This is a genomic window from Corynebacterium kalinowskii (genome assembly GCF_009734385.1).
Taxonomy (GTDB): Bacteria; Actinomycetota; Actinomycetes; order Mycobacteriales; family Mycobacteriaceae; genus Corynebacterium; species Corynebacterium kalinowskii.
This window is the reverse complement of record NZ_CP046452.1, coordinates 874,347-894,498: the sequence shown is the minus strand read 5'-3', so window position 1 is coordinate 894,498 and position 20,152 is coordinate 874,347. Positions and strand designations below refer to the sequence as shown.

The window sequence follows — 20,152 nt, the reverse complement described above, 5'->3', positions numbered from 1 at the left end:
GGCCGACTGCCTTGCCACTGCCGAGTCGGAATCACCTTGCTACGTTTGTGCGGCGTAGTCCCACAATGAAGGTGGGCTCCAGCGAAAGTATGTTTTGTTGATCGTACATAAGGTACTTTTTCAGAATTGGTTGCGATGATTGTTCGCTTATTACAGTAATTTGATAAAGTTGTCTGTCTTACAGCAATCCAATTCGCAAGTACGGTGCAGGCGTGGCAAATCAAAATCTCGGGACCGTTTATGACCTTCGTGATCAAGGTCTAGCAATGCTCATCACAGCCATCGGGTGGGCTGGTTATCTGATTTTGGTCGTGATCGCGGACGCAAACTGGTCCACTTCAATTCCCCTGGCACTGATTCGTTTTGGTGGCATACTGTGCCTTTTCGGTGTCCTCATCGCTTTTTTGAGCGCCATGCCGGCCTATCTTCGCACCCTAAAATTGCTGACATTCAGAATTGGCGCCATCTCGGGGTTGATTCAGCTCTACGGCACATTGGAACTAATCCAGCGTGTCCCCAATCTTGGTAGTTTTGAGACCTCTTTCCTCATTGCTCAGTTTGTCTTTGCAATAGCACTGTTTCCGTGCGCGGGTTGCCTTTACTACCATCCCCTTTTCCCCCGCTGGCTCGCTATTGGTATCGCGTTAGATGGTGTGTTCTGGATTTGCTACTCCTTGGCTAACATTGGCCATGAGTGGTACGCCTTCTTTGAAATCTTGGCATGGGGGCCATCTCTGATGATCGAGGTCCTATTCGGCGTCTACCTCGTACGAGTCGGCCTGAAGCTGCGTCGCAGTTCAGATCCAATAGATTGACCTTGCCTATTCTCAGGAACCTTATCTGCCTTTTAGTTGGATGTTGCAAAATAGGCAGCTAAATCTAATCTCCAGTACAGGTAAGCGAATAGACTTGATGTTTATAGTTTCTTAATGAACGAGGCAACCTAAACAAGTTTTCCCAGGTTGAATAAGATGAGCACGAAAGATTGATGGCTCAAATTGCCTCCACAATGAATCACGCTTTCATTCATATCTACATTTTGGTAAGAACACGATTTAGTTGGGACTCAGGGAGGTGCCATGACAGAACGTGTCCTGGGCACCGTTTACGAAGGTCGCGATCAGGGGCGCTCGATGATCCTGGCATCGAGCGCATGGTTTCTCTATATCGTTTGGGTTTCCATCGCTGACGCGAGCTGGTCGAGTTCCATGGTCTCAGCCCTCACCCGATTCGCCAGCCTCTGGTTCTTCGTCTCAGCATGTCTCATCTTTCTCGGCGCCATGCCACGGTATCTTCGGGTTCCAACCAGGCTGACCGTCGTCATCGCCCTGATCGGAGCGGTGGTTCAGTTATCCGGCGTATTGAAACTCTTCCAACGCGTGCCAAACTTTGGTGAGTTTGAGGCCACTTTCTACATCGCACAGTTGATTTATGCGTTGGCGGTCTTTCCGTTCGCCTACTGCTTGAAGAACCATCCACTATTCCCCAAGTGGTTGGCCCTTGCTTTGACCCTTGACGCAGTTTTCTGGATCGCATACTACTGGGCTTCGGTCAACAATTTTGCTTATCTCATCTTTGAGATTCTTGCTTGGGGACCATCCCTCATCATCGAAGTTCTCACCGGCTTCTATTTTGTCCGGGCAGGCTTGCGATTGAGCAGAATGGCCGAACCGGAAAGCCCCTCACTGTTAAAGGGGCTTTCCGGTTCGGGTGTAGCGACGTACTAGGCCTTCGCTACCTGGGCATTAACACCCTTGAGCACCTCAACGCCTTCGACAGGCTCAATGGTGATCTCGAAGGAAGTTGCGAGCACTTCGGCGGCGATGTGCTCCGCGTGACGGCTCGCCCACTCTTCCTTGTCCGAAGAAACAGACAGCACAACAGAGATTCGGTCAGAGACATCAAAGCCCGCGGCCTTACGAGCATCCTGTAGCCCACGGATAATGTCAGCAGCCCAACCCTCAGCCTCGAGTTCCTCAGTGACAGTCATGTCCAGCGAAACCAGACCGCCAAAGCCATCCACCTGGGCGGTGGACTCTGGGTTCGCCGCAACGAGTCGTTCGGAGAACTCGCCGTCGTGAAGCTCGATGCCGTCGGCCAGCACCACGTCGCCGGAGCGGGTGTAGTTGCCCGACTTGACGGCCTTGATAGCACGCTGAACGTCCTTGCCCAGACGTGGACCGGCGGCCTTGGCATTAACGACGACCTCGAACCTACCTACCGAATCTACGTCGTCGGACAGCAGCACGTCCTTAACGTTCACTTCGTCGCGAATGATCGCAGCGAAGTCCGCGAGGCGCTCAGAACCTGGCAGCGCCACGGTCAGGGATGGCAGTGGCAGACGGTTACGCAGCTTGTTGGCCTTGCGCACCGAGGATGCCGCGGAGCAGACGCCACGCACGCCGTCCATAGCCTCCACCAGCTCAGCGTTCGCTGGGAAATCGGCTGCGGAGGGGAAGTCTGCAAGGTGCACCGAGCGCTCGCCCGTGAGCCCCTTGTAGATCACTTCGGTGGCCATTGGCAGCAGTGGCGCAGCAGCGCGGGTCAGAGTCTCCAGCACCGTGTACAGGGTGTTGAATGCCTCTGGATGCGCTTCATCGCCCGCCCAGAACCGATCACGGGAACGGCGCACGTACCAGTTGGTCAGCACATCACAGAAAACGCGGACCTGGTCGCAAGCGGAAGCGATATCGGTGTTGTCGAGCGCCTCCTGCATGCCGGCCACGAGGTCGTGGGTCTTGGCCAGGATGTAGCGATCCAACACGTCCTCGGAGTCAACGCTCCAGGTAGCTGGCTTGGATGCGTAGAGCTGCAGGAAGCTGTACGCATTCCACATCGGCAGCAACGCCTGGCGCACGCCTTCGCGGATGCCCTGTTCGGTCACGATCAAGTTGCCACCGCGCAGGATTGGCGAGGACATCAGGAACCAGCGCATGGCGTCGGAGCCGTCACGGTCGAAGACCTCGTTGACGTTCGGGTAGTTGCCCTTGGACTTGGACATCTTCAGTCCGTCATCGCCAAGCACGATGCCGTGCGCCACGACCTTGGAGTAGGCCGGGCGGTCGAACAACGCGGTGGAGAGCACGTGCATGGTGTAGAACCAGCCGCGGGACTGGCCGGAGTACTCCACGATGAAGTCCGCTGGAGAGTGGGTATCGAACCACTCCTTGTTCTCAAATGGGTAGTGCTTCTGTGCAAACGGCATGGAGCCAGATTCGAACCAGCAGTCCAGCACCTCTGGGACGCGGCGCATCATGGACTTGCCAGTGGGATCGTCCGGGTTCGGACGGGTGAGCTCGTCGATGTAAGGGCGGTGCAACGACTCTGGGCGCACGCCGAAGTCGCGCTCCAGCTCATCCAAAGAACCATAAACATCCACGCGCGGGTAATTCTCGTCATCGGACATCCACACTGGGATTGGTGAGCCCCAGTAGCGGTTGCGGGAGATGTTCCAGTCGCGCGCGCCCTCTAGCCACTTGCCGAACTGTCCGTCGCGGATGTGTTCCGGCATCCACTGGATGCCTTCCTTGTTCAGCTCTACCATGCGGTCGCGGAACTTGGTCACTGCCACGAACCACGATGGCAGTGCCATGTAGATCAGCGGCTCGCCAGAGCGCCAGGAGTGTGGGTAGGAGTGCTCGATGGTCTGCTGGCGTACCACGCGCTGCGCAGCCTTCAGGTCCTTGATGATCTGCTTGTTCGCATCGAAGATCAGCTGACCTTCATACGGCTTCGCCAGCGAGGTGAACTTGCCGTCCATGCCGACTGGGATCACTGGGTCGATGCCGTACTTTGCACAGGCGAACATATCGTCCTCACCGAAGGCAGGTGCCTGGTGGACGATGCCGGTGCCGTCCTCGGTGGTGACGTAGTCAGCTACGATCACCTGGAACGCATTCGGGGCATCGAGGAAGAACTCGAACAGTGGGGTGTACTCCAGCCCTTCGAGCTCAGCGCCCTTGTAGGTGTTCACGACCGTAAATTCGCCGAGTTCCTTGGCATAAGCTCCGGTGAGAGCCTCAGCGAGCAGCATCTTCTGGCCTTGGAATTCAGCCAGGCCGTCCTCCCCCACCTCAACCAGCGCGTAATCCACCTCAGGATGCACGGCCAAGGCGAGGTTGGATGGCAGGGTCCACGGCGTGGTGGTCCAGGCCAGGAAGTTAGCGCCCTTGAGTGCGTCGTCAAGCTCGCCGCCACGCTTACCGACGACCGGGAAGGTCACCGTAAGCGTTGGGTCCTGGCGCATCTTGTAGGAGTCATCCAGGCGGGTTTCCTGGTTCGACAGCGGAGTCTGCTCGGCCCAGGAGTAAGGCAGGACGCGGAAGCCCTGGTAGATCAGTCCCTTGTCGTACAGCTCCTTGAATGCCCACATGACGGATTCCATGAAATCCATGTCCATGGTCTTGTAACCGTTATCGAAGTCCACCCAGCGTGCCTGGCGGGTGACGTACTCTTTCCACTCCTCGGTGTACTTGAGCACGCTAGTAGCGCAGTATTCGTTGAACTTGGCCAGGCCCATGCCCTCGATCTCGCCGGTCTTGATGCCCAGCTGCTTTTCTGCCTCAAGCTCAGCAGGTAGACCGTGGCAGTCCCAACCGAAGACGCGAGCGACCTTCTTGCCACGCATGGTCTGGTAGCGCGGGATGATGTCCTTGACATAGCCGGTCAGCAGGTGACCATAGTGTGGCAGACCGTTTGCGAACGGAGGGCCGTCGTAGAAGACGTATTCTTCGGCAGCGTCGCGGTTATCCAGGGATGCCTGGAAAGTCTTGTCCTTCGTCCAAAAATCCAGGACGTTGCGTTCCATCTCAGGGAATTTGTTGGACCCGCCTGACAGGTCTTCACGCGGGTACACCCGACCGGTCTCGTTCATCAAAGGCTCCTAGCAGCTCGTTTTATTTGGCTGCCGGGACGCCCAATGCGGACGCGGTACCACCCCGCTTGGCTTTGAAAACTCAAGGCCCACTTCTTTTGGTCTAGAAGGAAGTTGACGATCCCACCCGTCCGGTTCTACTTAGCCTGCTGAGCTGGGCTGTTCTTCCGGAAAGCTCCCCGGTGATAGCCGGATCAGTGCTTATGTGAACACAAGTATAGCAGGGGTCGAATTCGCGATTCTCCGTGAGGAGAGTTTTCACCGCTTTTTTCGAATGTCCATGACCCATACGATCAACCCGAAAATGGCGAAGAGGATGACGAGCATGTACCACATGACGTCGCCGGTGACGACGGCGGCGACAAAGGATGCAAACGCTGCCAACGACAGCAACAGTGTAATCACGGTCATCGTGCGGGCACCTTTCAAAAGTGGGTAGACATGCAAGAACTCCCTCTTGCTCTTCCACAAGTGTAGAGCAAGAGGGAGTTGATGTATCAATTACTTCTGGTCTGGGTTGCCGTTCGGAGCGGCAGGACCACGGGAGACGAGCTCTTCCAGCTGGGTCTCGAGAAGGGTCTTCATGCGGGTGCGGTACTCACGCTCGAAGGTGCGCAGCTCGGAGATACGGCCCTCAAGCACAGTCTGCTGCTGCTTGACGGTAGCCATGATCTCGGTGTGCTTGCGCTCCGCATCGGCCTGCAGTGCGTTGGCCTTGTCTTCTGCCTGCTTGACCTGAGTCTCGGACTTTGCGGTGGCGTCGGCGACCATCTTTTCGGAGCGCTGAGTGGCATCGGCGATCATCGTCTTAGCCTTCTCATCAGCCTCAGCGGTCAGCTTGTCTGCCTTGGCGCGAGCCTCAGAGAGGGTGGCTGCGGAAGCAGAGTTTGCATCGTTGATCGTCTTCTCAGCAGCTGCGCGTGCCTCGTCCAGCATGGACTTGGACTCTGCGCGAGCTTCGCTAGTGAGGCGGTCAGACATTTCCTGAGCCAGACCCAGGACGCGAGCTGCCTGCATGTGGGTGTCAGCGGTGGCAACACCTGCTGCACCAACACCAGCGCCTGCGACGGCTGCAGCAGCTGCAGGAGCAACGGCTGCGGACTTGGTGCCAGCCTTCTTGGCTTCTTCCTTGGCTGCCTGTGCTTCTTCGCGAGCCTTCTTGGCCTCGTCCTGAAGCTTCTTGTTAGCAGCTTCGGCGTCAGCAAGCTTCTTCTCAAACTCGGAGCGAACCTTTGCCTCAGCGTCAGCAACAGCCTTCTTCTTGGCAGCTTCAACTTCTGCAGTATTGACGGAAGGGGCTGCTGCAGCTGCAGCCGGCTTTGCGCCACCCTTTTCCAGTGCCTCTACCTTTTGGCGGAGGACATCGTTTTCCTCCTGGAGTTGAGCGAGAGTGTCCTCGACCAGGTCGAGGAACTGGTCGACTTCATCCTCGTTGTAGCCACGCTTACCGATTGGAGGCTTGCTAAAGGCGACATTGTGCACGTCAGCTGGAGTCAGCGGCATTGACGGTTCCCTTCGCGATACTTTTGCAGCCCCCAAAGGTTTTGGAGGCACGCTGCGGGCGATTCCACAGCAAATTTCTTTACAGTCTAGTTAATTCTTTCAAACAAGGGTAGCGAAACCCCGACTAAGCGCCGAGTTTTCTACTTCAAGTTTAAATAGAAATTACTTCATAATTTAGCATTTGCGTCACAAAGACGCGTGATGAACTGCGTTTTTAGATTGAACTAAGAACCCAAATCAACAATTGAATGAGAATAAATAGCACTAAAATTGACACGTCAAGTGCTACCCCTCCCATGCGAACTGGCGGAATTAGGCGGCGCAATGCTTTCACCGGAGGGTCAGTTACGACGAAGATCGGCTCAGCGAGCACGGCGAACCATTGTGGCGGGCGGAACTGTCGGGAAAAGGACTGAATCATCTCAATCAGGATGCGGGCGATCAGCAGGTACAGATAGATCGTCAATATCAGGACGAGAACGGAAGCGATAGCGGTCACTCTCAAGACACTACGTCATCACCGCTTGCCACCACAGCATCACACACTTGTGCTGGGCATTCCCGCTGCAGGATGTGCCCCACCCCGGCTAGTTCAGTGATCTGTGCGTGCGGGATAGCTTCGCGCACGGCATCTAAATGGGATACGGGAAGAATGGCGTCCCTGTCACCCCACAGCACGTGGGTTGGCACACCGAGTTTCCCAAAAGCCCGCGCTGTTGCCTTTCGCTCTGCTTGCGGCACGCGGACCAGCTCCTTCGACAACGCGATGAAGGTTCTGGCGTAGTCCGAATTGCGGGCAGTTCGGCGTGCGATGCTCAGCCGGTCAACGGTCACCAGCTCTGGATCGCTAACCACTTTGCCTTCGACCTTTTCCAGCAGTGGCCCGGTAGCAAGCGCCAGAAAGGCTCGCCCCACCGGCAACGCCGCGATGCGGACTGATGAAGTGATGTCTTCACTAAATCCACTGGGTGCCAGCAGTACCACGCGACCGACACTTTCAGGTCGAGCAAGTGCCATCCGCATCGCGAGCGCGCCGCCAAGCGAGTTTCCGACCAGCGTGACGTTGCCTGTCACGTCGAGTGCGTCCACTGCTGTCCACAGCGCTTCAACTATGCCTGACATAGTGGGGTTTTCTAACCCCGGCGTGGCACCGAATCCCGGAATGTCAAGCGCGATCACCCGTTTTCCAGGCAAGGAAATGAGGTCGAAGTCTTCCAATGACCGACCTATGCCGTGGATCAAGACAATCGGCTCGCCATCGATGGGGCCCGTGATCTTCGCGCGGATTCCAGCCAGGTAGGTAAAACCGAAGTCGAGCCCGGCAAGATCACAATCTCGAAATGCTTGAACTTCACGGAAGTGGTTGTTGTGCAGCGCGTACGGCTCCTGCTCGGTCGCATAGGGAAAGGCTGCGATCCCTCGTTGCACGTAGCTGGATTTCAGATCAATGATGGGCACCTGGCCCACTCCTGGTCGCGCAGTTGGCCGCACTACCCCGCTGCCCTGCCTCGCAAGGTCAATCACCTTGGCGACAAACTCCGCCACCAACTCCGAACGGAGAGTGAAGGATTCGTTGACATACCCCATGGTGAAGGAGAGGTTCGGGACGTCGAAAAGCAGGCATCCCCGGTACGCCGGGGTCTGCCCGAGCTCCACCGCCCGCCCGTCAACCTCAAGCGAGATCCCGCCCAGCGCTTGCAACTGCAGGCCGGTGGCGCTGACTATGATGTCTGCGGGTAGCTCGCGGCCGCCGTGGGTGCGCACCCCGTGGGCTGTGAGCTTGTCGACGCCATCGGTGACCACCTGCACCTGGCCGCGCGCGATGAGGTGAAAGAGATCGCCGTCGGGGATTCGACAGACGCGCTGATCCCAGACAGGATAATCGGGTTGGAAGTCGGCCCGGTGTTGCGGTGGCAGGATGCGCGCCCGCTGCGCCGCGAGCGCTTTATTCAGCAGTCTGGGGGCTTTATCGGCAAGTGCGACGATGAGTTGGTTCAGAGCGATGGCGCGGAGCCTGTGCAGTTTGTCGGGACCTTTGAAGGCAAGGTTCGGCATAGGTGCCATGTGACTCGGAGTGCGCTGCAGCATGGTGACATTGGCCGTCTTTGCCAACTCGGGAATGAGGCTGGCGGCAGTGGCGCCGGAACCGATGACCACCACGTTCTTACCTGCCCAGTCAAGGTCCTTCGGCCAGTTCTGTGGCTCGACGAAGTCCCCACGGAACTCGTTTCGCCCCTCAAAGTCTGGCACGTAGCCGTGTTCATGATTGAAGTAACCACCGGCGACATGGAGGTGACGCGCCCAGAGCGTATCCCGATTCGTTTTCACCTGCCAAGCGTTGTCGCAGCTGCTCCACTGCGCGCTGAACACCTCCGTTGTGAATTGAGTCTTCCCTAGCAAGCCATGATCGCGTGCGACTTCTTCCAGGTAGTCACGGATTTCCGCGCCGGCGCCCAGCGGCCTAGTCCCACGCCAAGGTGCGAAAGAGAATCGGTAGGAGTCCATTTCACTGTCGCTGCGGACCCCCGGGTAGGTGAAAATGTCCCAGGTGCCACCAACTCGATCGCGCTTGTCCACGATCCTAAAGTTAATCTCCGGCCGCTTCGCCAGCTCACAGCCAAGGGCAATTCCAGAGATTCCTGCGCCGATAATAAGCACGTCAAGTGGCGTTTCCATCACTACCCCTTTAGATTCTTGAACAGTGTTCAAATGAGGGTATCACGCGGCTGCCACTCGACCAGCCACGCCTTTAGCAAAACCGGCTATGTGGAACCGGCTATTCGGGGTCGCAATTGTGCTACATCAACCCTCATTGGAAAAATAGCAGATCCACTACTCCCAATAGCTGGATCTATATAGCTGGAATGGACTGTGGACTTTTCGCAGAGGCGTGGGCGGCCTGCCCCGGCCGCGGCCGGGAGGAAGCTATGCGCTGTTATGTCTATTCCATCGAAGTCGCCACTCTGGTAGCACATTCTCTACTCCGAATAGCCGGTTCCACATAGCCGAAATCACGGAAATCAAGAAACAAAACGTCCATCCCGGCTTAATAAAAGCCAAGATGGACGCTCAAAAAACAAAGTCGCTGCACTGCGACAGCTACCGGGATTAGCCCAGGCGTGCTGCTCGCTTCAGCTCGTAGCCGGTGATGTCTGCGTTCTCTGGGACGATTGCGAAGACGCGGGTGTCCAGCTTCTCCATGCGACCGCGGAGCGCGAAGCACAAGCCGGCGGCGAAGTCGACGATGCGGCGTGCGTCGTCGGTAGGCATCCGGTCGATGTCGAAGACAACTGCGTCACCATCGCGGAAAGGATCACCAATCTGGGTAGCCTCGGAGTAAGCAGAGATCACGACTGGAACGATGGTTGGTTCATAAGCTCGGGGAGCTGGCTCGTAGGCGCGAGCGGTAGCTTCTGCGGAGTACGCAGGGGCAGCGTCGTAACGGCGCTCATCAGAGTAGTACGCCTCGTCTTCGCCTTCGAATGGAGCGAGACCGAAGAATTCCTTGAACTTTTGTACACCAGACATATTTTTCCTTTTCGAGCAGTGAGTGTGCTGTGCAGCGTGCTGTGTGTTTTACGGTAGCGGCCGAGGCCCCAAGATTGCTGTTCCGACACGCACGATTGTCGATCCACACGCAATCGCCTCCGCCAAGTCCCCTGACATGCCCGCCGAGAATTCCAGCGTGCGACCAAACCTACTCTCCAAGCCGTGCAGAACCTCCGCTGCCTGCGAAAATGCCGCTCGTGCCTCCCACTCCCGCGGGGGCACACACATCAGCCCAGCGAAGGTGAGATGATCGGCGTTGGCAAGGAAATCAGCCAGCTTATCGACGCCATCGGCCGCCACTCCCCCGCGACTGGTGTCGCCGTCCAGGCTGAGCTGGATGAGGCACGGTAGCTCATCGGCCGGACGGTCTCCCCGCTCGATCGCGAGTGCCATGCCTCGATCGAGTGCCTCGGCCAGCCGTACCGAATCTACAGAGTGCACGCACGCGGCCCACCGAGCAACGGAGTTTGCCTTCTTGGTTTGAATCTGGCCGATCATGTGGATGTCGACATCAGGGACTGCCGCTGCCTTGTCGCGCGCTTCCTGTTCGCGGTTTTCAGCCACCGCGGTCACCCCTAGCTCGCGTAGCGTAGCGATGTCGGACGCTGGGTGAAATTTGGTCACGGGCAGCAGCCGAACTGAACCACTTTCCCGCCCAGCTGCTTGCTCGGCAGCTGCGATGCGCTCACGAACGGCTTGGAGGCGCTCAGCAAGTTCCTCTTCGCGACTCATGGCAACCACACGATTCCTGCTTGACGCCCGGTGACTCCTTCTCTGCGGTAGGAGAAGAAGGATTCTTCGTCGATGGTGCAGCGCGGATCGGAATCGATCGCTTGCACGCCCAGCGACAGCAGCTGGCGGATCAGGCCTGCGCGAATATCTAGCCCCCAGGTCCCTTTGGCGGTGCGTACCTTGGATCCGGGCAGCTTGGATTCCACGTCGTTAGCCATATGCTCCGGGACCTCATAGTTCTTTCCGGAGGCTGCTGCGCCCATCAAGGCATGAATTCGAGCTGGCTCCGCGCCGAGCTCCACCATGGCAGAGACAGTCTTTGCCACGATGCCATTGCGGGCACTCATGCGCCCGGCATGGACGGCAGCGATGACGCCGGCTTGGTCGTCGGAAAGCAACAGCGGTACGCAATCGGCGGTCAGGACCACCAGCGCTAGTTCGCGGACAGTGGTCACGATCGCGTCGGTAGCCTCTACAGGTTCAGTGACCGGCCCGTCCACCACGGTCACTGTGTTGGAGTGAATCTGCTCCATCCAGACCAGCCGCTCGGCCGGCAATTCGAGGATCGAGGCGAGTCGAGCGCGGTTGGCGGCCACTGCGGCCGGATCATCGCCGACATGATCGCCAAGGTTGAAGGAGTCATAGGGCGCAGCAGAAACCCCGCCCGCACGGTTAGTGAACACCTTGCGGACGGGGCGGAAATCTTTAGTCAGGGCCATGCCTGACAATTTTAGCGGAGGAAGCTTGGCACTCCGAGATCGTCGCCGAAATCATCACGACGGTCGTCGCGACGCTCACCACGACGCTCACGGCGCTCGTAGCCACGATCACGATCGCGGTCACGCGCATCGGTGTACAGGCCACCACGCTCGGCGTCCAGACGGTGACGTGCAGCCTCAGCGCGACGATCGTAGTCGGATTCCTCACGAGCTGGCTCTTGCGCAGCCGCTGCATCCTCGTGGAACAGACCGGAACCGGCAGCTGGAGCTGGGGTGGCCTGAGGCGCAGCAGGGGCGGCAACGGCAGCGTTGGCGCCAGCGGCGTTGATCTGGGCGGTGTTGTTAGCAGTGCCATCGAAGCCAGCTGCGACAACAGTAACGCGGACTTCGTCGCCGAGGTTGTCGTCGATGATGGTACCGAAGATCAGGTTGACCTCTGGGTCGGCCTGCTGCTGAACCATCTCAGCGGCCTGGTGGACTTCCAGCAGACCAAGGTCGGAACCACCAGCGAAGGACAGCAGCACGCCCTTAGCGCCCTGCATGGTGGACTCGAGCAGTGGCGAGTTGATAGCCTGCTCAGCAGCGTTAACGGCGCGGTTCTCGCCGCGTGCGGAACCGATGCCCATGAGTGCGGAACCAGCGTCTGCCATGACGGAGCGGACATCGGCGAAGTCCACGTTGATCACGCCAGGGGTGGTGATCAGGGAGGTAATACCCTGCACACCGTTGTAGAGAACTTCGTCAGCGGAGCGGAAGGCGTCCATCATGGACAGGGAAGCGTCGCCAAGTTGCAAGAGGCGATCGTTCGGGATGACGATGAGAGTGTCGCACACCTCGCGGAGAGCTTCAATACCCTCGATGGCCTGCTTGGTGCGGCGCTGGCCCTCAAACTTGAATGGTCGGGTGACTACGCCCACGGTCAGCGCGCCCTGCTTCTTAGCGATGTTGGCTACTACTGGGGCCGCGCCGGTGCCCGTGCCGCCACCCTCACCTGCGGTGACGAAGACCATGTCAGCACCCTTGAGAGTCTCTTCGATCTCAGACTTGTGATCCTCAGCGGATGCGCGACCGACCTCAGGGTTCGCGCCTGCGCCCAGGCCGCGGGTGGCCTCGCGGCCGATGTCTAGCTTCACGTCAGCGTCGGAGAACATCAGCGCCTGAGAGTCGGTGTTGATGGCAATAAACTCGACGCCCTTCAGACCTTCCTCGATCATGCGATTGACAGCGTTGACGCCACCGCCGCCGACGCCGACGACCTTGATAACGGCCAGGTAGTTGTTCGGTGAGGTCATGTGTTTTCTCTCGCCTTTCGAAGTTTTATCTTGAGGGTTTGCTCGCTGAGGATGTGTGGGCAGTAAACGGCCACCGATTCGCCGCCCACAAGGTGGGTGCGTTCGTGGTTTCCATCTTCATGCACAACGGGCGAAAAGGCTCGGACATTTCACCCCGCGTGTCGGTACCCTCAACTAGAGGTTTAGGGTTTTGACGTGCTGTTTCCCACGGACACAGCACCCATCCTACGGAATCAGCGTGACCATGCCAGGCGCACTGACATTCCAGCGATTTCCCTCCCGCTGAATCACCGTAGAAGTAGCTTTTGCCTTATCGTGAGCCTGCGTAACAGAGCCCCAATACACTTCCTTGCCACCCGCGAAAAACAGTCGCAACTCGTACTTGCTGGGCGCGTCCACACGCTCCAGTTGCACGCGGGCGCCCGGATCAAGAGCTTCGACGGCAGTGGCGATATCGGCGAACAATGCCGGATCATCGTCTTTGGTTCCCGTGACTTCGACGCACCCGATTGGGGGATTTTCAATCACGAAGGGACGGCCGGTGGCGTCGAAAAGGTGCGGCCCGTCGCCACGCTGCGCGAACAACACCGCTTGGCGCTCTTCGATGTTGACCTGCACGGAGTTCGGAAAAGCCCGGTCAACGCTGACCTTCGCGATCCACGGCAGCTGCGCCACATTCTGCGCAGCCTGATGAGTGTTCGCTCGAACTAAGGGTGTCCCCATCGCGATGCCCGTGGCGGTCTCAACATCGGTCTGACTGGTATTGGCGTTGCCGTTGACCTTGAAATTCGACACTTGGAATAGCGGCACGAACAGCAACACCAGAGTTGTCACCAGCGCGAGCAGAATTACCGCCCCGGCAACGCCGAACCCCACCTTGCGAGAAACTTTCATCGGCTTACGCCAGCTCGCGCAGAATTTCCGGCGCGGCGTGGGTGACGCTGCCCGCACCCATGGTGAGAATGAGGTCGCCTGGCTTTGCGACGTCCTTGACGGCAGCAGCCACCTTGTCAAAATCTGCCACATAGGTCACTGGCTTAGTCACCTTCTCGGAGATGATTTCGCCCGTGACCCCCTCAACTGGTTCCTCACGCGCACCGTAGATCTCCAGGACGATCACCTGGTCAGCCAAGGACAACGCCTCGGCAAATTCTGCTGCGAACTCGATGGTTCGGGAGTACAGGTGCGGCTGGAACGCCACGATTACCCGGCCGGAGCCTTCGGCGGCGACTTTCTGCTGGGCGGCGGTGAGCACTGCCTCAACCTCAGTTGGGTGGTGCGCATAGTCATCGAACACGCGTACCCCTTCGAACTCGCCGGCAGTGATAGTGCCACGGTGCTCGAAGCGACGGCGCACGCCGGTAAAGGCTCCAAGGCCTGCTGCCAGCTTGTCCAGCTCACCGCCGACGAGTCGGCCGGCAAGCAGTGCAGCAGCGGCATTAAGCGCCATATGTGCGCCAGGAATGTGCAGGTCAATGTCAAAGTCTTGGTCTTCCACCCGCATGATGACGGCGGAGCCGAAATCAGTCGACTGGCGGCTCACGATCTCCACGCCCACCGGAACTTCAGGGTGGCGGGCGATCGCCTCAGAGGTGCCATAGCCCAGGACACGAATACCACGCGCTGCGGTGCGCTTGCCCAGTCGGGCGGCATGGTCGTCATCCAAACACACGACTAATGTGCCTTCATCGGAGATGCGATCGGCGAAATCATCGAATACCTGGAAATAGGCTTCCGGGGTCTTGAAATAGTCCAAGTGATCAGGCTCGATGTTGGTTACCACGGCAACGGTTGGCTCGTAGCGCAGCAAAGAGGCATCCGATTCGTCTGCTTCTGCAACAAAAGCAGAACCAGTTCCGTGGTGTGCGTTCGTGCCGGACTTGCTCAACTGTCCACCGATGGCAAAGCTCGGATCCAGGCCCGCTGCCTGCATCGCAACGACGGCCATCGACGTTGTGGAGGTCTTTCCGTGCGTACCTGCGAGCAGCACTTGCTGATACCCGACCATGAGCTCGGCAAGCAAGTCGGAACGTCGAATAATCGGAATGCCAGCTTCTCGAGCCATGACTAGCTCAGGGTTGTCCTGCGGAATCGCGGCAAATGACGTCACCACGACAGTTGGCAGCTCTCCCGCCAGCTCCAAGTTCTCGCGAGCGTGACCGATGGCCACCTTCGCACCAGCCGCAGTCAGGGCATAGACGATCCGTGAATCCTTCGCATCAGACCCCGTCACCGTCATCCCGCGGTCGAGCAGAATACGAGCCAAGCCAGACATGCCGGCGCCGCCGATGCCAATGAGGTGAACCCGAGACAGGTCAATAGGTGCATTCACGGTAAGACTATTTCCTTCGATGTTCGTAATTTTTACTTGTGAGCGAGCTTGGCCACGATGTCGGCAATTTCGTTGGCAGCGTGTCCGAAGCCGGTTGCTTGGGCCGCGCGCACCATGTGTGAGCGCAGATCTTCGTCGCGAAGCAGTGCGATGACGCTTTCGCCGAGTCGGTCGCCGGTCAGCTCGGCATCGTCGATGAGCTGGGCTCCCCCAGCGTCGACCACCGGCATCGCGTTGAGAGCCTGTTCGCCGTTGCCGTGCGGCAGCGGAACGTACAGCGCTGGGATCCCGGAGGCGGTAACTTCGGCCACGGTCATCGCACCAGCGCGACTAACGACAAGATCAGCGACGGCGTATGCCAGATCCATGGTTTCAATGTAAGGCACCGCGACATAACCCGGCATCGTCTTTGGTTCTTTGTTCTTCTTGCCGTAGGCGTGCAGCACCTGGAAACCGGCACCGACGATGTCTTCCACGCACTCGGCCATAGCGTTGTTAATCGAACGCGCTCCCTGGGAACCACCAGTGACGAGCAGCGTCTTCTTAGCGGAGTCAAGCCCCCATTTGGCAAACCCGGCGGTACGCTTTTCCCACGATGGCTGCTCTGCGAGCGAAGACGAAATAGGGACGCCGACAACTTGGCCCTTCATGCCGGAATTTTCCACGGCATTGAGGCCGATGCCTCCGAGACGAACTCCCAGCTTGTTTGCCATGCCGGCTCGGGCGTTAGCCTCGTGGATGACGAACGGGATTTTGTTGAGCTTCGCTGCGATGTAGGCAGGCGCGGAAACATAGCCTCCGAAGCCGACCACTACGTCGGCTTCGATCTTGTCCAAGATGGCGCGGGTTTGATTGACAGCCTTGACCACGCGGAACGGCAGCTTGAGCAATGCGATGCTCGGCTTGCGTGGTACTGGTACTGGGTCGATAAGCTCCAATGGGAACCCGCGAGCAGGGACGAGCTCCCGCTCCAGGCCCTTCGGCGTACCGAGAGCCGTCACCTTCGCCCCATGGTTGACCACGAGCGCGTCCGCCACTGCCAGTGCCGGTTCAATGTGGCCTGCGGTGCCTCCGCCGGCCACGAGGACTGACAATCCAGAATGGGTCATGCTTAGCTATTCCTCCTGCGCTCAGGGCGCCCGCCGGCTGTTGGTGGGGTCTGACGGGTGCGAGATTGTTGCCGCAATGACTGTCGACGCTTTTCACTTCTGCGATCGACGCTACCATCGGCGCCGTCTCGAGGTTCAGCCCGGCGCTCCGCATTTCGTCCTACGACAGGCTCGCGCCGTGGTGCCTGTTTGGTACGCGGACGGGACGGGCGTGGTTGTTCAATATCCGCTAGATCCGGCTCCTTTAGCCTCAGCACCTGGTCTACGAATGGTCGGCCGTAGGACTGCATCGCGGAGATCGCTTCTGGTTCATAGCGAGCGCAGCTGGCCAGCAGCCCCATCGAACCCAAAGTGATAATCGCTGAGGTGCCACCTGCCGAGAGCATTGGCAGCTGAATGCCGGTCACTGGCAGCAGGCCGATCACATAACCGATGTTGATGAATGCTTGCACGATCACGCCCATGGTCAGGCTGGCCGCCAGCAGCGACATGTACTTGTTGTGCGACTGCAAAGCGCACCGAATGCCGTAGTAGGCCAAACAAAGGAATGTGGCGATAACGAGGGCACCACCCCACAGGCCCAGTTCTTCGCCGATGATGGCGAAAATGAAGTCGTTCTTGGCTTCCGGCAAATAGAACCATTTTGCACGCGACTGGCCCAGGCCAACGCCAGTGGCCGAACCATCAGCGAGGGAAAGAAAGCCTTGGTAGGACTGGAAGGAACTCGCTCGGGTGTCATGGAACCTGCCGAAGAGAGCATCGAAGTAAACGGTGAAACGCTGGGAGCGGAAACCGCTGCCCAACATGATCGCCACCAGTCCAAGCAGCGCAAGTCCAGCGGCACCGATGATCACTTTCAGGTCCACACCTGCGAAGAATAGGACCACCGCGACCATCAAGAGGAAGGTCATGGCCATACCGACATCGCCTTCGGCGATGATCAACAGTGTCATGAAGGCGGCCACCACGATAAAGATGCTAAAGCGTTTATTGGCCTTGATCATTTCATCGGAAACGCCCAGGAAGGATGCGCCCCAGATCGCGATGGCGACCTTGGCGAATTCCGATGGCTGGAAGCGAATAGGGCCGAACGCAATCCACGACTGGGAGCCAACTTCCTCGCGGCCGGTACCAATGCCTGGAATAAGAACCGCGATGAGCAGCACGATAGCAACCGCCATGAACCAAGGCGCGAATCTTCGGATGGTGGCCGGGCGGATTCGCATCGCGACCCACATGGCAACCAATCCGACAACCACCATGAAGGCCTGCCTCGATGCGATCGACCACACGGAACTACCGTCAACCACGGAGGTTGCCATTGAAGAGCTGAACACCATGACAACGCCAAGTACCGTCAGCATGGACACGGAAATCATGATCATCGTGTAATTGGTCAGCGGTCGCGAGTGCAGATCAGCAATCACTCCAGTGATCTTCTGCCATACCCCTTCTCGAGGTGTCGCTTTAGGCGCCGTCATTGTTCTCACCCCCTGCCGGTTCGAGGTTCCGCGCAGCAGCGGCAAACATATCGCCGCGCTGCCCCATGCCGGTGTACATGTCCAGGGAAGCAGCAGCGGGTGCGAGCAGCACAACATCACCCGGCGCCATCGCTTCCGCGGCCGCGGAGACAGCGTCGGTCATTGCTTCTTCAGGGTCGGTCGCCTCTATGAGGGTGATCGGAAGATCCGGGCGAACCGAGCGAAGGGCGTCGGAAAGCACCTGCTTATCGACGCCGAGCAGCACCGCACGCTTGATGCGCGCCGCGTGCGCCCGAACCAGATCAGACACATCCGCGTCCTTGAGCTGGCCACCCGCGACCCAAATGATGCTGTCCAATCCGCGCATGGCAGCATCGGCTGCGTGCGGATTCGTAGCCTTGGAGTTGTCAACGAACTGCACACCTGCCAGTTCGTGCACCACTTGACCGCGGTGTCCCGAAACTTCGAAAGTGGCCAAGGCTGCAGCGATCGCTTCTGGGGATGCGCCGAGTGCTCGGGACATTGCTGCAGCAGCCAAAGCATCGAGCTGACCGGCGGGGCCAGCTGGGGATATTCCTTCCGCGGTGGCAAGGTTGGTGTCCTCGCCAAAGGCTCGGTCGACGATCATGCCGTCGCGAATGCCCAGCTGTCCGTCGGCTGGCTCGCCCAAGGTGAAGCCGACCAGCTTCGTGTCCGCAAACTGGCGAGAGGCCTCTAGTCGCTGGACCTGTTCGATCACTGCGGTGTCATCGGCGCCGTACACGGCCACGTTTGCCAGCAGTGCTTTCGCCTTGTCCGCCGCATACTCCAGGAAGCTGCCGTGCCAATCGATGTGATCATCGGCAACGTTGAGCAAGCATCCAACTGCGGGACGCAACGAGTCCGACCAGTGCAGCTGAAAGCTGGATAGTTCGGCAACCAAGATGTCGATGCGCTCGTTGGACTGCAGTGCATCGCCGACGGCAACACCAATGTTGCCAACAGATGCCGCTTTCATCCCCGACTTCTGCAACATGGCCGTGGTCATCGCAGTTGTTGTGGTTTTGCCGTTGGTACCGGTGATCGCAACCCATGTGTGTGGCTGGCCAAAGGCGCCAGCTTGATCGAGCCGCCATGCCAACTCGACATCGCCGATGACAGGAATGTGCGCCAAATGGGCGTCGACAAGCACCGGCGTCTTGGGGTTCCACCCTGGGGAGGTCACCACCAAGCTGAACTCGCCGAGACGCTCGCGGGCTTCTTCGACGCTGAGATGGGCGACGCGACAAGCCTCGGCAAGGCGCAGGCGAGCAGTCTCGTTGTCATCTGCCACCGTCACTTTCACGCCCAGCTCAGCCAGCATCCGCGCGCAGCCCGCACCGGATACGCCGGCTCCGGTCACAAGAACCTGCCCGTCAAGCTCAGCGGGAAGCGTGAAAGTACTCATTTTTTACACTCCTGCGATAGAAAGCCAGTCACTGTAGAACAAGGCCATACCAACCAGGGAGGCCATTGCCGTGAGCAACCAGAAACGAATAACGACGGTGGTTTCGGCCCAGCCACCGTTTTCAAAGTGGTGGTGGAACGGTGCCATCCGGAAGAAGCGGGTACCGCGGGTGCGGAATACCGCGACCTGAATCACCACGGAAGCAGCCTCGATAACGAACAAAGCGCCGATGATGACCATGAGCAACTCAGTGCGCGTGGTCACGGACACACCGGCGACCAAACCACCGAGCGCGAGCGAACCGGTATCTCCCATGAAAATCTTGGCAGGAGCAGCATTCCACCACAGGAATCCGAGGCAGGAACCAAGACCAGCTACCGCGAGAATCGCCAGGTCGAGTGGGTCACGGACATCGAAGCAACCAGGCTCGACGGCAACATCGCACGAGTTTCGGAATTGCCAGAACCCAATCACGGTGTAGGAACCCATCACCATGGCGGTCGTTCCAGCAGCAAGGCCATCGAGGCCGTCGGTAAGGTTCACTGCGTTCGACCAGGCGGAGATCAGAATGTACATGAACACCAGGAAGATGATGGTGCCAATGATTCCGCCGCCGATGGCGATGTCGAAGGTGTCGATATCGCGCAGGAAAGAAAGATGTGTGGAACCAGGAGTAAGGCCGTTGTTATCTGGGAACTGCAGGACGGCAATGCCGAACGCCAGCGCAATGACCAACTGACCGACCAACTTGGCGGTTTTGTTCAAGCCAAGGTTTCGGCCTTGCGCCAACTTGATGTAGTCGTCGGCAAAGCCCAGGAGCCCAAGCGCAACCGTCAGCCCCAGCACGATGAGTCCTGAAGCCGTAAAAGCTTGTTTTCCGCTAGTCAGAGCGTAAAGATTAGCGGCGACATAGGCCAGCACAATGCCGGTGAGAATCGCGATGCCACCCATCGTTGGGGTGCCTCGCTTACGCATGTGGGAGCGTGGCCCGTCCTCACGGATTTCCTGGCCGAGGCCTTCGGCGCTGAAGTATCGGATCAGCAAGGGAGTCATAAAGATGGCTACCAGAAAGCTCACTGCGCCGCTGATGATGATCTGAGTCACGGTTGTCTACTTATCCTTGATCTTTGCCGCCG

Annotated in this window: 17 protein-coding genes; 2 read left to right on the top strand and 15 right to left on the bottom strand. The window is 58.6% G+C overall.

Translation table 11 applies throughout. The annotated features are described in order from the left end of the window. The first annotated feature begins 212 nt into the window (after positions 1-212). Together CKALI_RS04200 and CKALI_RS04195 are read left to right on the top strand one after the other, a co-directional pair. Positions 213-815, top strand: coding sequence for a hypothetical protein (locus tag CKALI_RS04200; protein ID WP_156192109.1), 603 nt, complete (start codon positions 213-215; stop codon positions 813-815). Between the two features lie 264 nt (positions 816-1,079). Continuing rightward, positions 1,080-1,727 (top strand): hypothetical protein, encoded by a 648-nt coding sequence (locus CKALI_RS04195; protein WP_156192108.1) that lies wholly within the window; start codon positions 1,080-1,082, stop codon positions 1,725-1,727. On the opposite strand, the gene ileS is transcribed toward CKALI_RS04195, so the two are convergent. From ileS to mraY, 15 genes are all read right to left on the bottom strand, one after another. Further along, positions 1,724-4,873, bottom strand: coding sequence for an isoleucine--tRNA ligase (gene ileS, locus CKALI_RS04190; RefSeq protein WP_156192107.1), 3,150 nt, complete (start codon positions 4,871-4,873; stop codon positions 1,724-1,726). The genes CKALI_RS04195 and ileS overlap by 4 nt on opposite strands. 258 nt (positions 4,874-5,131) lie before the next feature. Then, entirely contained in the window at positions 5,132-5,284 is a 153-nt protein-coding gene (locus CKALI_RS04185; protein WP_156192106.1) for a hypothetical protein, read from the bottom strand. Between the two features lie 90 nt (positions 5,285-5,374). Next, positions 5,375-6,376, bottom strand: coding sequence for a DivIVA domain-containing protein (locus CKALI_RS04180; RefSeq protein ID WP_156192105.1), 1,002 nt, complete (start codon positions 6,374-6,376; stop codon positions 5,375-5,377). A 214-nt stretch (positions 6,377-6,590) separates the two neighbouring features. Continuing rightward, the gene (locus CKALI_RS04175; protein ID WP_156192104.1) at positions 6,591-6,875 is read right to left on the bottom strand and encodes a YggT family protein; all 285 of its coding nucleotides are present in this window, start codon (positions 6,873-6,875) and stop codon (positions 6,591-6,593) included. 2 nt (positions 6,876-6,877) lie between these two features. Next, entirely contained in the window at positions 6,878-9,052 is a 2,175-nt protein-coding gene (locus CKALI_RS04170) for an alpha/beta fold hydrolase (RefSeq protein WP_156192103.1), read from the bottom strand. A gap of 432 nt (positions 9,053-9,484) precedes the next feature. Beyond that, positions 9,485-9,904, bottom strand: a complete 420-nt coding sequence (locus CKALI_RS04165) for a cell division protein SepF (protein WP_156192102.1) — start codon at positions 9,902-9,904, stop codon at positions 9,485-9,487. A 48-nt stretch (positions 9,905-9,952) separates the two neighbouring features. Continuing rightward, positions 9,953-10,657, bottom strand: a complete 705-nt coding sequence (locus CKALI_RS04160; RefSeq protein WP_156192101.1) for a YggS family pyridoxal phosphate-dependent enzyme — start codon at positions 10,655-10,657, stop codon at positions 9,953-9,955. Further along, a complete protein-coding gene (pgeF, locus tag CKALI_RS04155) occupies positions 10,654-11,376 on the bottom strand; it encodes a peptidoglycan editing factor PgeF (RefSeq protein WP_156192100.1) in 723 nt (240 codons plus the stop codon). Before pgeF ends, CKALI_RS04160 begins: the two co-directional genes overlap by 4 nt. A gap of 11 nt (positions 11,377-11,387) precedes the next feature. Beyond that, positions 11,388-12,668, bottom strand: coding sequence for a cell division protein FtsZ (ftsZ, locus tag CKALI_RS04150; RefSeq protein WP_156192099.1), 1,281 nt, complete (start codon positions 12,666-12,668; stop codon positions 11,388-11,390). Positions 12,669-12,893: 225 nt separating this feature from the next. Further along, entirely contained in the window at positions 12,894-13,562 is a 669-nt protein-coding gene (locus tag CKALI_RS04145; RefSeq protein ID WP_156192098.1) for a cell division protein FtsQ/DivIB, read from the bottom strand. Positions 13,563-13,566: 4 nt separating this feature from the next. Continuing rightward, complete coding sequence (gene murC, locus CKALI_RS04140; protein WP_231580551.1) at positions 13,567-14,943, bottom strand: UDP-N-acetylmuramate--L-alanine ligase; 1,377 nt, start codon at positions 14,941-14,943, stop codon at positions 13,567-13,569. An 89-nt stretch (positions 14,944-15,032) separates the two neighbouring features. Beyond that, positions 15,033-16,109 (bottom strand): undecaprenyldiphospho-muramoylpentapeptide beta-N-acetylglucosaminyltransferase, encoded by a 1,077-nt coding sequence (murG, locus tag CKALI_RS04135; RefSeq protein WP_156192096.1) that lies wholly within the window; start codon positions 16,107-16,109, stop codon positions 15,033-15,035. A gap of 2 nt (positions 16,110-16,111) precedes the next feature. Next, the gene (locus tag CKALI_RS04130; protein WP_156192095.1) at positions 16,112-17,590 is read right to left on the bottom strand and encodes a peptidoglycan glycosyltransferase FtsW; all 1,479 of its coding nucleotides are present in this window, start codon (positions 17,588-17,590) and stop codon (positions 16,112-16,114) included. After that, positions 17,577-19,016 carry a UDP-N-acetylmuramoyl-L-alanine--D-glutamate ligase gene (gene murD / locus CKALI_RS04125; RefSeq protein WP_156192094.1) on the bottom strand — a complete coding sequence of 480 codons (1,440 nt, stop codon included), beginning with the start codon at positions 19,014-19,016 and terminating at the stop codon, positions 17,577-17,579. Before murD ends, CKALI_RS04130 begins: the two co-directional genes overlap by 14 nt. Before the next feature lie 3 nt (positions 19,017-19,019). Further along, complete coding sequence (gene mraY / locus CKALI_RS04120; RefSeq protein ID WP_156192093.1) at positions 19,020-20,120, bottom strand: phospho-N-acetylmuramoyl-pentapeptide-transferase; 1,101 nt, start codon at positions 20,118-20,120, stop codon at positions 19,020-19,022. Positions 20,121-20,152: the final 32 nt, after the last annotated feature.

What these genes read in the sequence shown, in the direction of transcription:
- CKALI_RS04195 (WP_156192108.1), top strand. Translation starts at nt 1,080, where the DNA reads ATGACAGAACGTGTCCTGGGCACCGTTTACGAAGGTCGCGATCAGGGG.
- ileS (WP_156192107.1), bottom strand. Translation starts at nt 4,873, where the DNA reads ATGAACGAGACCGGTCGGGTGTACCCGCGTGAAGACCTGTCAGGCGGG.
- CKALI_RS04185 (WP_156192106.1), bottom strand. Translation starts at nt 5,284, where the DNA reads ATGACCGTGATTACACTGTTGCTGTCGTTGGCAGCGTTTGCATCCTTT.
- CKALI_RS04180 (WP_156192105.1), bottom strand. Translation starts at nt 6,376, where the DNA reads ATGCCGCTGACTCCAGCTGACGTGCACAATGTCGCCTTTAGCAAGCCT.
- CKALI_RS04170 (WP_156192103.1), bottom strand. Translation starts at nt 9,052, where the DNA reads ATGGAAACGCCACTTGACGTGCTTATTATCGGCGCAGGAATCTCTGGA.
- CKALI_RS04165 (WP_156192102.1), bottom strand. Translation starts at nt 9,904, where the DNA reads ATGTCTGGTGTACAAAAGTTCAAGGAATTCTTCGGTCTCGCTCCATTC.
- CKALI_RS04160 (WP_156192101.1), bottom strand. Translation starts at nt 10,657, where the DNA reads ATGAGTCGCGAAGAGGAACTTGCTGAGCGCCTCCAAGCCGTTCGTGAG.
- pgeF (WP_156192100.1), bottom strand. Translation starts at nt 11,376, where the DNA reads ATGGCCCTGACTAAAGATTTCCGCCCCGTCCGCAAGGTGTTCACTAAC.
- ftsZ (WP_156192099.1), bottom strand. Translation starts at nt 12,668, where the DNA reads ATGACCTCACCGAACAACTACCTGGCCGTTATCAAGGTCGTCGGCGTC.
- CKALI_RS04145 (WP_156192098.1), bottom strand. Translation starts at nt 13,562, where the DNA reads ATGAAAGTTTCTCGCAAGGTGGGGTTCGGCGTTGCCGGGGCGGTAATT.
- murC (WP_231580551.1), bottom strand. Translation starts at nt 14,943, where the DNA reads ATGTCTGGCTTGGCTCGTATTCTGCTCGACCGCGGGATGACGGTGACG.
- murG (WP_156192096.1), bottom strand. Translation starts at nt 16,109, where the DNA reads ATGACCCATTCTGGATTGTCAGTCCTCGTGGCCGGCGGAGGCACCGCA.
- CKALI_RS04130 (WP_156192095.1), bottom strand. Translation starts at nt 17,590, where the DNA reads ATGACGGCGCCTAAAGCGACACCTCGAGAAGGGGTATGGCAGAAGATC.
- murD (WP_156192094.1), bottom strand. Translation starts at nt 19,016, where the DNA reads ATGAGTACTTTCACGCTTCCCGCTGAGCTTGACGGGCAGGTTCTTGTG.